This window comes from Paenibacillus sp. BK033, assembly GCF_004345425.1.
Classification (GTDB): Bacteria; Bacillota; Bacilli; order Paenibacillales; family Paenibacillaceae; genus Pristimantibacillus.
Genome location: NZ_SLVP01000006.1, coordinates 69025 through 85133, shown reverse-complemented (window position 1 = coordinate 85133; position 16109 = coordinate 69025). Strand labels below are relative to the sequence as shown.

Here is a 16109-nt window from a genome sequence, read left to right as displayed (position 1 = left end):
TATACAGCCGTACGCAGCCCTACCTTAGAACTAGTCCGAGCGGTCCCTCTTTTACAATACCCTATCACACAAATCTGGAAGCACGTGGTAAACTAACGCCGGAAACATACAATGGGAGGTATGGTTATGGAGAGATTGCTTCAAGTGAGACACAAATGGCTCAAGTTGCTGCTGATGCTGCTGCTGGTTGTACCGGTTCAGTATCAATGGACAAGCAATAGCGCTCATGCGGAGGGACCATCGGATCCTGCCCCTTACATCAACGCAAAGGTCGTCAACGAGAATGCGGGCAAAAAAGTGCTGTTCGACAACACGCATGCGCAAACGGCTGGAGCAGCGGATTGGGTTATCGACGGCGGCTTCTCGGATTTCGCCAACGGGCTTGCTAACAATGGCTATTTTGTCCAAGAGCTTCGCAAGTCGACCCCGTTTACGTATGACGATTTGAAAGGCTATGACGTATTCGTTATAGCTGAACCCAACATTCCGTTCAAAACCTCGGAGCAAGCTGCCATGGAGCAATATGTGGAAGGCGGCGGCAGCATCTTCTTCATCGGCGACCATTACAACGCGGACCGGAATAAAAACCGCTGGGACGGCTCGGAGTCCATTAACGGCTACCGCCGCGGCGCATGGGCGAATCCGGCTCAAGGCATGAGCACGGAGGAAGCCAATTCCTCAGCCATGCAAAATGTCGCAAGCTCGGACTGGCTGGCCGATCACTTCGGCATCCGCTTCCGTTACAATGCGCTTGGCGACATTAACGCAACAAACATTGTCGCTCCGAATCAGGCGTTTGGCATTACGGAAGGCGTATCGGCCGTCGCCATGCATGCCGGCTCGACGCTTGCCATTATTGATCCGGCAAAAGCAAAAGGCATTGTGTACCTGCCTCAAACAAACGAAGCATGGGCAAGCGCGGTTGACCAAGGGGTATACAACGGCGGCGGCACAGCGGAAGGCCCTTATGTAGCCGTCTCCAAGCTTGGCGGCGGGAAAGCGGCTTTTATCGGCGATTCCTCCCCCGTTGAGGACGTCACGCCTAAATATTTGCGTGAAGATACGGGCGCTAAGAAAACCACTTACGACGGCTTCAAAGAAGCGAATGACGGCGTATTGCTCGTGAACCTGATCGACTGGCTGTCGACAAAAGAGAGCTATACAAGCCTCAGCCAAGTAAATGGCTTGCAGCTCGACCAGCCTACTGCCCTGCTTCCTTTCGAGACGCCATCCTTGTCCACGGAGCCGCAGCCTGAACCATGGGCAGCTCCGAATGCAGGCTACAAATGGTATGACCGCTCGACGTTTAAGGCTGGTTCATACGGCGGCGCGACGGCTGTCTCGAATCCGGCATACAGCTTTGTCCACCAGTCAACGCTGCCCAGCAGCGGAACGTCGTTCCCGGTTCGTGTCGTATTTAACAACCTGGCTCCTAATTCGACCGTCAGCAATTATCAGATTGGCGTTTATTTAACGAGCGGCGGCACCCAAATCGCTCAGGTGCAAAATGCGGACGGAACTTGGCCGACGGCTTACGGCTACAGCGCGAACTTCAGCGTTACGGCCGACGCCGCGGGACATGCTTATAAGGATTTAACCATCCGCTTAAAAGCCGGATCCACCGGTGCCGCTAATCTTCGGCTTAGACAAAACAGCACGAACCTGCTGACTGAAGCCGTTACGCTCGGCAACGTACCGGCTGAGCCGCTTCCGGGCGACGAAGGCGGAATCCCGGCCAAGAGCACCATTGCGGAATCCCGTGCCGCAGCCGTAGGCGCCACCGTTACGGTTGAAGGCGTGGTGACGACGGAGCCTGGGATTTTTGGCGGGCAAACCTTCTACCTGCAGGATGAGACAGGCGGTATTTACGTGTACCAGAACGCAGCCGGTTATCATCAGGGCGATGTTGTCAAAGTAACGGCAACCACCGCACTCTATAATACAGAGCTTGAGCTTGGGGATATTGTGGCGATCGAAAAAACAGGGACGGCGGCTTTGCCGGCCCCAAGCGCGGTAAACGCAGCGGACGGCTCCAATCAAGGCCAGCTGCTTCAGCTGAGGGACGTCGCGATTGCCAATATCGTCTCCGCTACGCCATCCGGCTCCTTCGAATTTGATGCGGTCAGCGATAACGGAACGGTTAATCATATCCGTGTTGACGGTCGCACGGGCCTTACGCAAAGCAGCTTCCCTTACGCCGTTGGCCAGAAGGTAACGATTACCGGCGTGTCCGCTATTTTCAAAGACTTGTACCAGCTCAAACCGCGCAGCCTCGCGGATTTCACGGTTTCTCAACCGGCGGATAACGCGCCGCCAACCGCTGAAGCCTCGCTGTCCGCTTCCCCTAATGCGGAAGGCTGGTTTAATCGGGATGTTCAAGTGGCCGTAACCGCTAAAGACAACTCGGAAGGTAAAGTAGAATCGTTTTACGCGTTAAACAACGATATCTTTTCCGATTACACAACGCCGGTTACCGTAACCGCTGAGGGCAATCATACATTTACTTATTACGCGGTTGATGCGGCAGGCAACAAAAGCAGCGTGGCTTCGGTCCATGTCCCATTGGACAAGACCGCTCCAACTGCGGTGTTAACGCAATCCGGCGGACAAGTGGCAGACGTTGTTGAGACGGCGACTCTTGTCTATGAAATTGCAAGCAGCGACTCGCTTTCCGGTGTTGCTTCGGAGCAGCTACTCTTGGACAATAGCGTAATTGCAAATGGATATTCTATCGCAGCCTCCAAGCTTGGTATCGGAAGCCATACGGTCAAATATACGGTAACCGACAACGCAGGCAATACGTCCACCGCAAGCTACGCGTTCAAAGTGACAAGCAAGCCGCTTGCCGCCGGTGCTCCGGGAACGCCCGTCTTATCCCATAACAACGGCTGGGATAACGGTCTTCAAGACGGTAGCTATACGGTAACGATGAACCTGTGGTGGGGCAATAACGGCACAGAGTACCGACTGTATGAGAATGGCGTACTGGTCGATACCGCCCAATTGAAGGACGCCTCTCCTTTCGCCCAATCCGTTCAAACCAAAATCGCGGGCAAAGCTAACGGAACCTACACGTACACCGCGGAATTGATGAATGCCTACGGCAAAACGTCCAGCAGCACGCTGGTCGTTCAAGTAACCGACGCTTCACCGGGCAAAGCCGTCCTGTCCCATGACAACTGGGATCAAGACGGAAGCTACAAAGTAACGATGAACCTATGGTGGGGCACAAACGCATCGGAATATCGCTTATACGAGAATGGCGTGCTAATTGATACGCAATCGCTGAAGGAAGCTACTCCCGCGGCGCAAACCGCCGTAACCGCCGTTTCGGAGAAAAAGCCCGGCACCTACGAATACCGCTGCGAGCTAGTGAATGCGGCAGGCGTTACCACAAGCGATACCATTCGTTACTGTCACGAAATAATGGGATAAAAAACGAACGTCAAGAAACCCCAAGCCTTATGGCTTGGGGTTTTCGCTTTTCATGCGGACAACGATTTTGCCTTTAAACTCCCCTTCCCCGAAGTACCGGAGAGCCTCGGCGGCATCCTGCAGGCCATAAAGCCGGTCAATGACGGGAGCAATCCGGCCCGCCTCAGCAAGCGACAGCCATACCTGTTGATCCGCCTGATTCGGCTTATGAACCAGAATGGTCATGTTCTTCTTCTCAAGCCTGCGGATTAGCGGTGCGGCCAGCAGGGTCTGGAGAAGACGCGGCATTAAGCCGCCAATCATGACGTACGTACCGCCTTTCTTAAGCGCACGCTTTACCTTGAAGACCGAACGGGTCCCCACTACATCGAGGATAAGATCGTATTGCCTTCCGGTCGCGGTAAAGTCCTCTTTCTCGTAATCCAGCATATGATCCGCTCCGAGTGACAGCAGCATGTCCCGCTTGCTTGCACGGTCCACGGCGGTTACTTCAGCCTCATGCAGCTTGGCATATTGGATCGCAAACGTCCCAACGCCTCCCCCTGCTCCATTGATAAGCACATGCTGACCCTTCTGCAAATTCCCTTTATCGCGCATCCCCTGCAGGGCAAGCACGGCGGCTTGCGGAATCGCGGCCGCTTGCTCGAAGCTTAACCGCTTCGGCATTGGGGTCAAGGCATCCTCACGCGCGCATACATATTCGGCAAATCCTCCCCAGTTGCAGCCGGATAGATCGCCGAACACCTTATCACCGGGCCGGAACCGCGTGGCGGAGGCGCCAACGGCAATTATTTTCCCGGCAATATCCGCGCCAAGAATCGGATACCGCGGCTTGCGGAAGCCGCCAATGCGGGTTATGTACGGCTTGCCGCGGAGCAGATCCCAATCCCATGAATTGACCGAAGCGGCATGAACCTCGATCAGCACTTCATGCTCCTTCGGCGCAGGGACTTCCACTTCTTTGATCCGGAGAACCTCCGGCGAACCGTAAGCTTCATAGACCAGCGCTTTCATCGTAATAGACTTCATGGCAGCCCTCCATATTACACCGTTCAAATGGCGTTAAAGCTTTTTCATCGCTTGGTTGATCCGTTTTAGAAGAAGCGGGTTATCTTTATTGTACGACCAATAGGTAAAGCTGGGTGCAAATCCTATATCCATCTAAAAAAGAAACCGTAATCGACTTTTACGTTATTCTTCTTCGCCCAGTCAGCGATATCAGCGAAGCCTTGCTCCTCTTTATCCACGTACCTGAAGCACATGCGGACAGGAACAATTCTCGCGCCATGAGGCTTGATCCCGATAATGGGGTGAACCGAGTCCCTTCTGATCATGATGACCTTAATTTGCTCCGGAGCAATCGTATTTCCATTGAGCAAAAGCGCATCCTCCCGCAGGCAGAGATCAATCGGCTTCTGAACGGCCCGGTACAGCGACCAAAGCAATGCGGCAGCGCAGAAGCAGAACACCGCGATTCCGAAAATAGACAAGGCGGTACCGTCGTCTTTCCCCCGCAGCGTACTAACAAGAAAGAGTGAACACAGCACCGTCATCCCGAAAATGTTCTTAACGCCCGAAGGGTTTCTGACCGCATGCTTGAATGGCTGATTGTCCAATTCATCCAACCTCCCCTGATCAAGTACGAGATTGTATATTACTATTCCATACACGGCCAAATCATCCTGCCTATGAGCCATGAAATGAAAAATCCGCTTGAAAGCTTGCTTGACAGAAACTGGATACGAGTGTACTCTTGTCACTAGGAATTCCACTAGGGGCGCCCGCAAGGGCTGAGATAAGGCTTAGCCTTGGTCCCTTCGAACCTGATCTGGGTCATGCCAGCGTAGGAAAGTGGTCTTGTGCGCGTCAGCCATATGCGATAGAAACGGATGCTATTGTCATTCGTCCGTTTCGATTTGCACGGATTTCGACACCTCAAGCCGCTCCCGACGGGGCGGCTTTTTTCGTTGCCGGATATCGTCCGGCCGCATCAAAAGCTGTCTTTGTGGGAGCGGCCGGGGGGATGCGAGCTTTGCCCTGCCGGGGCGAGCTCTGCCTATTCGTCGTGCCTAACGCGTACATTCTCATTTCCCCTAACAACGGCCTCCTAGCGGACATTCCTGAATCTATCGAATGTTCTTAAGGAGGTTTTTTGATGCCGATTTTATCGACGCCGCTGCCGGGCAGCCGCAAAACGTATGTGAGAGGATCGAGGGAAGATATTCGGGTTCCCGTGCGCGAAATCGTATTAGCCGACAGCCAAGGGAAAGACGGACAGCCGCAGCCGAATGAACCGGTGCGGGTGTATGACTCTAGCGGCCCTTACACGGACGAGTCCTACGAGGCCGATGTACGCAAAGGGCTCCCGATTGTGCGGGGCGGGTGGATTAACGAACGTTGCGACACGGAAGCCTACGACGGCCGCATCGTCAGGCCGGAAGACAACGGCTTTGCAAACGAGGAACGCGCGAAGGAGAAAGGCGCGGAAGTATTTCCCGGCCTGAACCACCGGCCTCTTCAGGCACAACCGGGGCGAAACGTGACCCAGCTTCACTACGCCCGCAAAGGCATCGTCACTCCGGAAATGGAGTTTATTGCGATTCGCGAGGGTGTTGATCCCGAGCTGGTCCGTTCGGAGGTAGCCCGCGGACGTGCGGTTATACCGGCGAACATCAATCATCCCGAACTCGAACCGATGATCATCGGGAGCCGCTTCCATGTGAAGATTAACGCCAACATCGGCAATTCGGCCGTTACCTCCTCTATTGAAGAGGAAGTCGAGAAGATGACGTGGGCGACCCGCTGGGGAGCGGATACGATCATGGACTTGTCCACGGGCAAAAACATCCATACGACCCGCGAATGGATTATCCGCAACTCCCCCGTTCCCGTTGGCACGGTGCCGATTTACCAGGCGCTTGAAAAAGTGAACGGAAAAGCGGAAGACCTGAGCTGGGAAGTGTTCCGCGATACGTTAATTGAACAGGCGGAACAGGGTGTCGATTATTTCACCATTCATGCCGGCGTGCTGCTGCGTTACATTCCGCTTACCGCCAAGCGCGTCACCGGCATCGTTTCCCGGGGCGGCTCCATCATGGCCGCCTGGTGTCTCGCTCACCACAAGGAAAACTTCCTCTATACCCACTTTGAAGAAATATGCGAGATTATGAAAGCTTACGACGTAACGTTTTCGCTTGGGGACGGCCTTCGTCCAGGCTCCATTGCGGACGCTAACGACGAAGCTCAATTCGCGGAGCTGAGAACGCTTGGAGAATTGACGGAAATCGCTTGGAAGCATGATGTTCAGGTTATGATCGAAGGGCCGGGCCACGTTCCCATGCATCTGATCAAAGAAAACGTCGATCTCCAAATGGAAATCTGCAAGGAAGCGCCTTTTTATACGCTGGGGCCGCTGACCACGGACATCGCGCCGGGCTACGACCATATCACATCGGCGATAGGAGCGGCGATGATCGGTTGGTTCGGAACGGCAATGTTATGCTACGTAACGCCGAAAGAGCATCTGGGCCTTCCCAATAAAGAAGACGTTAAAGACGGTGTCATCGCCTACAAAATAGCGGCGCATGCCGCCGACCTCGCCAAAGGACATCCCATGGCGAAACTCCGGGACGATGCCTTGTCGAAGGCAAGGTTCGAATTCCGATGGCGCGACCAGTTCCATTTGTCCCTTGATCCCGAACGGGCAATCGCCTACCATGACGAGACGCTGCCAGCCGAGGCGGCGAAAACGGCTCACTTCTGCTCCATGTGCGGACCGAAGTTCTGCAGCATGCGGATTACGCAAGACATCCGGGAATACGCGGAAGCACGGGGTCTGAACAACGAAGAGGCTTTCCAGGCCGGAATGAAAGAACAGGCGGATTCGTTCAAAATGTCCGGGAGCAAGCTGTACGGCTGAAGCAAAACGACGCATATCTAGGGGTGAAAACAAAAGATGGCTGTGCCAAAGTCATTATTCATGACTTTGGCACAGCCAGCCCCGTTGCCGATTTTCAATTTAACCTTTTACCGAACCGGCCGCGATGCCTTCTACGATCCGGTCGCTGAGGAACAAGAACGTGATAAGGATCGGCAGGATGCTGATCATCAACGTGGCGCCGATTGCGCCCCAATCGGTGGTGTATTGGCCGATAAAGTTCTGTACGCCAACGGTAAGCGTCTTGAACTTATCCGAGCTGATAAACGTATTGACGAAAATAAATTCGTTCCAGTTGTAGATCATGTTGATGATGCCCGTTGTCGCGAGCACGGAGCTGGTCATCGGGAACACGATGCTGAAGAATACCTTATGGATGCTGGCTCCATCGATGATAGCCGCTTCCTCCACTTCCTTCGGCAGAGCGACATAGAAGCCAAGCAGAATCATAATGGTGATCGGCATGTTAAATGCCACGTAAGACAGGATGAGAGACAACGGATTGTCGATCAGATGGACCTTGTTGAACATGCTGAACAGCGGAATCAGCGTCGAGTGTACCGGAATCATCATGGCAACCATAAAAAGACCGAGGACAAGCGAGCTGAGCTTCCATTTCATGCGGGTAATCGCGAACGTCACAAGGCTGCCAAGCACAATCGTCGCAGCCGTTGCCGCTACCGTAATCCATACGCTGTTCAGGAAATACGTATCGATATTGCCCGCGTTCCACACTTTGCTGTAGTTGCTCCAGTGCGGAGGCGATGGCAAAGCAAACGGCGATAGATTAAACACTTCCTGGTTGTTTTTCAAAGAGAAGAACAAGAGCCAGATGAGCGGATAAACCTGGAACACCGCTACGGCAATGAGAACAATGTACAGTACAGCGTAGCCGACCTTCATTCCTATTCTCGAACCGGATTTCGCTTCTCCGCCCAGTTTCATAGTTGTCGATGACATGAAGCGTACCTCCTGAAAAGAATTATCACCCAAACAGCCTTTATAAGGCTGTTTGTGATGATTCTTACCTCGTAAGCATTAGCTTAAAGAATTTATTTTACTTAGGAATACTGGATCGTGTCTTTGCTGGCCGTTGCCTTGCGGATGATCCATGTTGCTACCAGACAGATAACAAGCAGGAAGAAGCCAACCGCGCTGCCGTAACCGAAGTCATAAGCCTTAAAGGCTTTATGGTACATGTACGACGCCATTACTTCGCTGGAGCCGTTCGGCCCGCCGTCCGTCATGACGTAAATCAGGTCGAAGTACTTCAGGGAACCTACGACCGCCAGGACAATCGTTACTTTCACGACCTCCATAACAAGCGGGAATTTGATTCTCCAAGCGATCTGGAACGAATTCGCTCCGTCAATCTTAGCCGCTTCTTCAAGGGAAGATGGGATGTTCTTCAATGCCGCGTAGTAGATCAAAATATAGAAGCCCGCGTACTGCCACAGAATCGGAATGAACAATGCGAACAGAACAAGATCCGTCTCTGCAAGCCAGGCGGGAGGATTTGCAACGCCAAGGGATTCCAGCAAGCTATTCATAATGCCGTTGGTAGGATGATAGATTTTGAGCCACAGCTGAGCGATTGCCACCGAGGACAGCAGCATCGGGATTAAGTAAATTTTGCGGAACAGGTTTGCTCCTTTAAGCTTTGCCGCAAGCACCATTGCTACGATGAGATAGATGATAAGGCTGACCATGGAAAATACAGCTAGCAGCAGCGAATGTCCCGCACTGCTCCAGAAATCTTGATCCTTAATCAACGCTGCGTAGTTATCGAGGCCCACCCACTTCATTGCGCCAATGCCGTTCCATTCGTTCAATCCGTAATAGCCCGTCAGAACGATGGGGATATAAACGACGGCTAGAATGAGCAGAAGGGATGGCAGAACGTATAATGCGATGACTTTCTTGTTAGATAGCACCTTATCCAAGTTGGCCGACTCCTTTCTCTGTCAAAAATAAGGAGGGCGGCCTATCCGGTATTTCGAACCCGTCCGTCCGGATAGGCCTCCCTTTATTTTTGGATGTCTGAACTAGTTGCCTTTCGCGATGGCCGCATCTTGCTCGGATGCAAATTTCTCTGGGTTAACGGCTTTGCCGAAGAGCGATTGAATCATGTTCAGATGAGTCTCAGCCGCATTGGCCGGCAATTGAACGTCCGCGAACAGGGTGATGCTGCTTGCTTTGTTCAGTTCGTTGAACAGGTCGATGTACAGCTGCGGCAGCTTAATCGAAGAAGTATCGATCTTCGTAGCCGGGATAACGCCCGCGCCGGTTACGGATTGCTCGCCCCACTTCGTTACGAAGTATTGAACGAATGCTTTCGCTTCTTCTTTCACTTTCGAGTTCTCCGCTACGAACAAGCCTACGCCGGGACCGCCAACCCAGCTGTCCGCGTTGCCTTTGCCGCCTTCAACCGTCGGGAATTTAAAGAATCCAACGCTGTCGCGGAACGATTGCGGAATGTCTTCGTTGGTTGTGAAGTTCGGCAGCTCCCAAGTACCCATCAGGTACATCGCGGCATTGCCGTTCAGGAATTCGGATTTCGCTTCTTCGTTCGACAGACCGTTAAAGCCTTTCACGAATGCGTTTGCGTCAACCAGGGATTGCACCTCGGAAGCCGCTTGCTGCAGACCCGGATCCGTGAATTTCGCCGCGCCTTTGATGGCGTTGGCTACGGTCTCTTGACCGGCAATGCGGTCAGCCAGGTACATGTACCACAGGGAACCCGTCCAGCGGTCTTTGTTGCCGAGGGCGATTGGAGCTACGCCGTTGTCGGACAGCGTTTTCACAACTTGCTTGAATTGCTCGTAAGTCGTTGGAACTTCAAGATTGTACTTCTTGAATATTTCTTTGTTGTAGTAGATCGGAGCGATGTTGAACTCCAGCGGAAGCGCATACGTTTTGCCGTCGATCGCGTAAGCCTCCGTTGTGCCTGCTACGAATTTGCCGTTCAGCTCGCCGCTCAGCAGATCGTCGACCGGCGTGAACAGCTGGCCGTCTACATACGGCTTGAGGAAGCCTGCCGCCCAAGTTACGCCTACATCAGGAAGCTGGTTGGATGCCGAGAGGACCTTCAGCTTGTTTTTGTATTGCTCGTTATCCAGTACCTCTTGCTTGATCGTCACGTTTGGATGTTCTTTTTGGTAATCGTTGATGATCTGGTTCACGATTTTGTTCTGACCCGCGGATACGCCTTCCGGCCACAGGTGCATGAAGTTGATCGTTACCTTCTTGTCGGAACCGCTTTCAGAGGAGCCCCCGTTAGAAGCCGTGTTGCCGTTATTTGAGCTGCTGCCGCTGTTGTTGCCGCATGCTGCCGTTACGATGGCGAGACAGAGAATAAGTCCGAGTGTCATCCACTTCGATTTTTTGAACACGTTTACAACCCCTTTTGACTGATGTGTTTGTATTGCTAAACAAATTGTAACAGCGCTTTCACAGCAGCATAAGGTATTGCGAGTTGGGAAAAGTACTACTTTTATTGGATTGTCTCCTCCGCATGCGAGACGTTTTTCCGGTATTGCCCAGGGCTTACGCCTTCATGCGACCGGAACACTTTAACGAAATATTTCGCCGTCTGGTAGCCCGCTTTTTCGGCTATCTCGTTAATCGACAGGCGCGTGCCGGTCAGCAGCTCCTTGGCTCTTTGCACTCGGCGCCTTGTCAAATAATCGCTGAAGGTCAGCCCGGTCTGCTCCTTGAACAGGACGCTGAAATAGCTTGCGTTCATGTGCAGGTGATCGGCAATATCCCTCATCGTAACCGGCTCGTGCAGATGCTCATCCAAATACTGAATCGATTCCTTCACCGGCGCGCTGTACTGCGTCTCCTGCTCGCTAGTCTCCAGCAGCTTCGTATCGACAAGCCGCTCCATGCGCTCAATCCGGTTCAGCTCCTCCTCCTTGCGGAACGCAAGCTCCACGGCTTCCACCAGCTTCTTCTTGTCCAGCGGCTTCAGCAAATATTCGATAACGCCGAATTGCAAAGCTTTATGGGCATAGTCGAACTGCGGATGGCCGGAGATAACGATCACAACCGGAGGATGCTGCCTATCCCTTAGCTTCTCTACCAGCTCCAGCCCGTTAATCTCCGGCATCCGGATATCGGTAATAACCAGATTGGCTTCATTCGCCTCCAGCCATTCCAATGCTTCCACGGCACTTGAGGATGTGGTGATTTCGTAACGGCCTGCCGACCATGACTCCAGCACCTTCCGCACGCCTTCCCTTGTTCTTGGCTCATCATCTACGATCAGAATGGTCTTCATCTTGCCTCGCCCCCATGTTCATCGGTATTTCAAAGGACATCCTAGTGCCCATTCCCTGCTCGCTCTGAATCTCCAGGCCTTCCGTCTCTTCCCCGTAGTAAAGCCTTAGTCTTCGGTCAACGTTGGATATGCCAACCCCGTTCCCCTTCGCGTCATGGACATGTCCCTGCTTCATCGCCGCATACAGCGATTGCACCTTGTCCAGGCTCATGCCCGGACCGTTGTCCGTAACGGAAATCCGGATATAGCCCGGCCGCTCGGTTTTCTCCACGTCAATGACGACCGAGCCTTGTCCGATCCTCTGCTCTACCCCGTGCGAGATCGCATTCTCGACAAGCGGCTGGACAAGCAGCTTCGGAATCGGAACGCTCCGAAGGCTTTCGTCTCCTTCTATCCTCCACTTCAGCCGGTCGATCAAACGCATCTCCATGATTTTCAGATAACGTTCCGCATGCTCCAGCTCATCGGCTACCGTTACCCATTCGTCATCGTCGGCGCGGTTGATCACATACCGGAACAGGCCGGACATCGCGACGACAACCTGGGACAGCTCTTCTTCAGCCTTGTCCTCAAGCGCCCAATATAAAGCTTCCAGGGTGTTGAAAAGAAAATGCGGATTGATCTGCGCCTGCAGCGCCTTGAGCTCCGTCCGGCTTTGAATAATCTCCTTCTCGTACACCACTTCAATCAGCTCGTTCAAATACGCGACCATCTGGTTGTACGTATTGTTCAGCTCGTTAATCTCCAGCGTGGAGGACGTTACCGGTATAGGCCTCAGCGAGCCGTACTTTGCGCCTCTCATCGCCTTGATCAAATTAAGAATCGGGCTCGTGATCATGATCGACAGGATAAAGGTCAGGATCAGGAACAACAGCACGCCAACCATGACCGATACGATTATCGCCGTGCGCAGCACCGAGACGCCTTCGGCGGCGTATTCGGCCGGCGTCAGAATCAACACCCGCCACCCTGCCGCACCCTCAAGCTGCTTTTGAATCGGGATATACAATCTGCCGTGCATGCTGACGGTCTTTCCGTCGGTCTTCTGCAGCACGTCCTGCGGAATGTCCGCCGAGAAGTTTGCCGCGATAATCTGACCGGAGCCGTCGATCAGGCCCATTTCTTCCTTGCCGTCAGAGGAGGTATTCGTATCAATAAGCTCAAAATATTTTTTGTCGATTCGGACCAATAAATACCCGGCATTGGAAAAGGATTGGTCAATCAGGCGCACGCGGCGGATCGCCGTAATCTGATTCGGATTGTTAGGATCGATACCGAACCATACCAGTTGGCCCGCGGCACGGTCCGCCTCCCGGATCCATTCATTGGGGACCCGGTTGTATAGGCTGATATCCGTCAGCGGAAACAATACCCGGAAGCCATTCGAGTACAATTCGATCGACTGTACACCGCTTACGTACGCCTGCTGCTTGCGGATTTCATGCTGGAGCACCTGCCGCTCCTCAAAGGTGAGGTTGGTGCCGCCCGCCTCCTTGGCCATCAGACTCTGAATCGACGCGTTGGTGGCTACCTGCATGGTGAACGTTTCCATTTGATGGAGCAGAACGTCCATCTTGCCGGTCGCCTGCACCGCTGTCTGCTGAATATGATTCTCGGCATTATTGCGAAGCAGCTCCGATACTTGTCCGTAAGTAAAAAAGCCTACCGATGCAAGCACCAGCAGCATAACGAGCACGAACCCGAGGAAAATCTGATTGCGCAATGTGTTCATGCGATTAAACTGAAACAACCCGGACACCCCCGCCAAATATCTGTCGCCATAACTATACACAATATAAATAAAAAAAAGAAAGCCCCTTTATCGGGGCTTGGCTATTCGGCGGTCAGCTGCGGGCAGCTTTGCTTCAGTTAGGAGGGCGTCCCGTTCAAGCGGAGAAATGCAGGTCCCATCCTAATGGGGGAGATTGCAGAGAAGCCGGGAGCCTCGTCGTAACCCAGATCGTATTCGAGATCCATAAGTCCCTTTTTGGAGCAAAAATCACGGTTGTACCCCCTTGTTCAAAAGCTTCTCCAGACGCTCCTTCACCGGAAGCCATTCTTCCGAAACAATGCTAAATATGACATAATCCATGCCGTTATATTTCTTGCGGAGCACGCCTTCGCGCGTTGCCCCAAGCCGCTCGATCGCCCGCTGCGAGCGATGATGCGAGGTCGTGGTGATGAGTTCAACCCGGACGGCCTCCCATTGCTCGAAAGCATGCTTCAGAAGCAGATATTTGCATTCGGTATTAACGACCGTCCGCCACACCTCGGGCGAATACCAGGTCCAGCCGATATTGAGATTGCGGTGGGACGGGGCGATACGGAGATATCTCGTTGTCCCGACAATCCGGTTCAGCTGTTTGTCAAAGACGGCGAACGGATATTCTTCACCCCGTTCTCTTCCTTGTATCGCCGTATGGACAAAACGCTCCATTTCCTGCAAGGTATGGACTTTGACAGGCAGCTGCTCCCATATTTCGTCCGAACGCGAGCAGGCAAATAACGCCTCGGTATGCTCCTCAGCGATAGGGAGCAGCTCAACCCGTTGGCCTTCCAGCGCCGTAATATTCATCGCAGCAGCTCCTCTCCATACATAAAGAATGAACGATATCCATTTTTTACTATTATTTCATCATAACCCGTCTGTTGTTGCATCGTAAAGAAAAACCGCAGGCTAAGCACCTGCCGATGCCGTACCCTGCGGTTTATTTTTAGGCTTGGGACCGTATACGGTCGATTGCGGATGCGGCTTTAGGCCATCCCGCATAAAATGCCAGATGCGTGACCGCTTCAACCAGTTCCTCTTGCGTCAAACCGTTCTCCCTGGCAAGCTGCAAGTGATAAGGGAGCTGCTCCATATGCCCGCCTGCTACTAAGGCCGCTACGGTAATCAAGCTTCGCTCACGCATCGAAAGTTCCTCCCTCCGCCACAAGTCTCCAAACAGAATATCCTCGCTATAACGGGCAAACGCGGTATCACCGTATGCTGGGCCGATATGAGCCGTATCGATTTTTCTATGCATTGGGTTATGCCTCCCTCTTCTGTCCCAGCATCTGTGCGATTCCGTTCCCAAACGTCCAGTCCTCAAGCTCCGTGCCGACAAGCACAACAAAGATATCCTCCGCTCTCACTCCGCATGCGGGCAACAGCTCCGCAAGCCTGGCGTAAAAGCCTCTTTTCTGCTCCTCCGTCCTTCCGGACTTCAAGGTAATGTGGATATAGAGCAGCCGATCCGTGCGCGAGACATTCAGATAGGCCGGATCGTAATAGAACTCCCCCGGTTTATGGCCATGAAAAACTTGAAAATAATCATCCTCCGGCACGCGAAAATACTCCGTTAACGCCCGATGAATCGCATGGCCGATTGGCGGCAGCTCCTCCTGCTTATATTGATCCTCCCTATAGCCGACCCGGATAAAAGGCATCTGTCATCACTCCCTAAAGTAAGATGACTTCATTGTATATCCGTTTTCTTTATTTATATAATTGAATTAATTAATCAACTCATTCAGATATACGAATGGAGATGCTTTCGAAGATGGATTTGAAAGAACTAACCGCTTTTCAGACGATCTTGCAGGAAGGCAGCTTTGCGAAGGCGGCAGCCAAGCTGAATTACGCCCAGTCCACCATAACGAACCAGATTCAGCGCCTCGAAAAAGAACTGGGCTTCCAGCTGTTTGACCGAGGCTGGGAAGCCGAGCTGACCCCCGCCGGGCAAATCTACGCCGCCGAGGTGGATCGGCTTATTCAGCATTGGCATTACGTGTCCGACCAGGCAAAAGCCATTTTGCGGGAGGAGACCGGCACCCTTCGGATCGGCATGCTGGAGATGCTTGCCCGGCAGATCATGCCAGAAGCATTAAGTCGGTTCCGCGAAGAAAAGCCACACATTGCCTGCCAATTCGTGATCGGCAACACCGATCTGGCAGCCAGCGAGCTTCGCCGCAAACAGCTGGACTTGGCGATATGCGGCGAGCCTCCCGAGCTGAAGGGCCTGCGCTTCGAACCTTTGCATGAGGAGAAAATAGTTTTTGCGGCGGCCAAGGACCATCCCCTTCACCTGCATGGAGAAGGCAAGCTTCCTTTTCAGGAGCTATTGCCCTTTCCGATGGTGGTTGGCGGGCCAACCTGCCTGTACTATCTGCACTTATCGAGACAGCTTGCCCGATTCGACAGCATGCCGCTGCTCCACTCGGTGAGCCAAATCTCTGCGATTCCGGGCTTTGCTGCGCGTCCGCCGTTTATTGGCGTTGTCCTGGCTTCAACCCCTCTGTCCGATCAAGTAAAACCGCTTGCCGTTGACTGGGAGGAGCCTACGATCCCGGTTGGCCTGCTCGATCGGCGGGATACCGTATATCCATCGGCTGCGCGCGAGCGGCTTATCGGGATAATCAAAGAGGTCTGGTTGACGGAGGCTTGACGAAAAAGAACGTTGACAGAAAGCGCAA

Annotated in this window: 13 protein-coding genes and 1 riboswitch; of the genes, 3 read left to right on the top strand and 10 right to left on the bottom strand. The window is 53.1% G+C overall.

Annotated features, from left to right (window positions below; translation table 11 throughout):
- Positions 1–174 precede the first annotated feature (174 nt).
- Positions 175–3435 carry an OmpL47-type beta-barrel domain-containing protein gene (locus EV294_RS19985; protein WP_243711737.1) on the top strand — a complete coding sequence of 1087 codons (3261 nt, stop codon included), beginning with the start codon at positions 175–177 and terminating at the stop codon, positions 3433–3435.
- A gap of 27 nt (positions 3436–3462) precedes the next feature.
- Here EV294_RS19985 and EV294_RS19980 read toward each other — a convergent pair whose 3' ends face one another.
- Together EV294_RS19980 and EV294_RS19975 are read right to left on the bottom strand one after the other, a co-directional pair.
- Entirely contained in the window at positions 3463–4464 is a 1002-nt protein-coding gene (locus EV294_RS19980) for an NAD(P)-dependent alcohol dehydrogenase (RefSeq protein ID WP_132309983.1), read from the bottom strand.
- A gap of 122 nt (positions 4465–4586) precedes the next feature.
- Positions 4587–5051, bottom strand: coding sequence for a hypothetical protein (locus tag EV294_RS19975; RefSeq protein ID WP_132309982.1), 465 nt, complete (start codon positions 5049–5051; stop codon positions 4587–4589).
- Between the two features lie 147 nt (positions 5052–5198).
- Positions 5199–5302: riboswitch (TPP riboswitch) on the top strand.
- Between the two features lie 288 nt (positions 5303–5590).
- Between EV294_RS19975 and thiC the strand changes: the two genes are divergently transcribed.
- Positions 5591–7354, top strand: coding sequence for a phosphomethylpyrimidine synthase ThiC (gene thiC, locus EV294_RS19970; protein WP_132309981.1), 1764 nt, complete (start codon positions 5591–5593; stop codon positions 7352–7354).
- A gap of 99 nt (positions 7355–7453) precedes the next feature.
- Here thiC and EV294_RS19965 read toward each other — a convergent pair whose 3' ends face one another.
- From EV294_RS19965 to EV294_RS19930, 8 genes are all read right to left on the bottom strand, one after another.
- Positions 7454–8332 (bottom strand): carbohydrate ABC transporter permease, encoded by an 879-nt coding sequence (locus EV294_RS19965; RefSeq protein WP_132309980.1) that lies wholly within the window; start codon positions 8330–8332, stop codon positions 7454–7456.
- Positions 8333–8433: 101 nt separating this feature from the next.
- Complete coding sequence (locus tag EV294_RS19960) at positions 8434–9315, bottom strand: carbohydrate ABC transporter permease (protein WP_132309978.1); 882 nt, start codon at positions 9313–9315, stop codon at positions 8434–8436.
- 102 nt (positions 9316–9417) lie between these two features.
- The gene (locus EV294_RS19955) at positions 9418–10764 is read right to left on the bottom strand and encodes an extracellular solute-binding protein (protein WP_132309976.1); all 1347 of its coding nucleotides are present in this window, start codon (positions 10762–10764) and stop codon (positions 9418–9420) included.
- Positions 10765–10865: 101 nt separating this feature from the next.
- Positions 10866–11654: a response regulator transcription factor gene (locus EV294_RS19950; RefSeq protein WP_132309974.1), complete on the bottom strand. Its 789-nt coding sequence runs from the start codon at positions 11652–11654 to the stop codon at positions 10866–10868.
- Positions 11629–13404, bottom strand: coding sequence for a sensor histidine kinase (locus EV294_RS19945; protein ID WP_132309972.1), 1776 nt, complete (start codon positions 13402–13404; stop codon positions 11629–11631). Before EV294_RS19945 ends, EV294_RS19950 begins: the two co-directional genes overlap by 26 nt.
- 249 nt (positions 13405–13653) lie before the next feature.
- On the bottom strand, positions 13654–14229 hold the full coding sequence (locus EV294_RS19940; protein WP_132309970.1) for a GNAT family N-acetyltransferase: 576 nt from the start codon (positions 14227–14229) through the stop codon (positions 13654–13656).
- 139 nt (positions 14230–14368) lie between these two features.
- The gene (locus tag EV294_RS19935; RefSeq protein ID WP_132309968.1) at positions 14369–14680 is read right to left on the bottom strand and encodes a carboxymuconolactone decarboxylase family protein; all 312 of its coding nucleotides are present in this window, start codon (positions 14678–14680) and stop codon (positions 14369–14371) included.
- 4 nt (positions 14681–14684) lie between these two features.
- Positions 14685–15083: a tautomerase family protein gene (locus EV294_RS19930; RefSeq protein ID WP_132309966.1), complete on the bottom strand. Its 399-nt coding sequence runs from the start codon at positions 15081–15083 to the stop codon at positions 14685–14687.
- 113 nt (positions 15084–15196) lie between these two features.
- Between EV294_RS19930 and EV294_RS19925 the strand changes: the two genes are divergently transcribed.
- Entirely contained in the window at positions 15197–16081 is an 885-nt protein-coding gene (locus tag EV294_RS19925; protein WP_132309964.1) for a LysR family transcriptional regulator, read from the top strand.
- Positions 16082–16109: the final 28 nt, after the last annotated feature.

Excerpts from the sequence above, each read along its gene's own strand:
- EV294_RS19985 (WP_243711737.1), top strand. The coding sequence starts at position 175 with ATGCTGCTGCTGGTTGTACCGGTTCAGTATCAATGGACAAGCAATAGC.
- EV294_RS19980 (WP_132309983.1), bottom strand. The coding sequence starts at position 4,464 with ATGAAGTCTATTACGATGAAAGCGCTGGTCTATGAAGCTTACGGTTCG.
- thiC (WP_132309981.1), top strand. The coding sequence starts at position 5,591 with ATGCCGATTTTATCGACGCCGCTGCCGGGCAGCCGCAAAACGTATGTG.
- EV294_RS19965 (WP_132309980.1), bottom strand. The coding sequence starts at position 8,332 with ATGTCATCGACAACTATGAAACTGGGCGGAGAAGCGAAATCCGGTTCG.
- EV294_RS19950 (WP_132309974.1), bottom strand. The coding sequence starts at position 11,654 with ATGAAGACCATTCTGATCGTAGATGATGAGCCAAGAACAAGGGAAGGC.
- EV294_RS19940 (WP_132309970.1), bottom strand. The coding sequence starts at position 14,229 with ATGAATATTACGGCGCTGGAAGGCCAACGGGTTGAGCTGCTCCCTATC.
- EV294_RS19935 (WP_132309968.1), bottom strand. The coding sequence starts at position 14,680 with ATGCATAGAAAAATCGATACGGCTCATATCGGCCCAGCATACGGTGAT.
- EV294_RS19930 (WP_132309966.1), bottom strand. The coding sequence starts at position 15,083 with ATGCCTTTTATCCGGGTCGGCTATAGGGAGGATCAATATAAGCAGGAG.
- EV294_RS19925 (WP_132309964.1), top strand. The coding sequence starts at position 15,197 with ATGGATTTGAAAGAACTAACCGCTTTTCAGACGATCTTGCAGGAAGGC.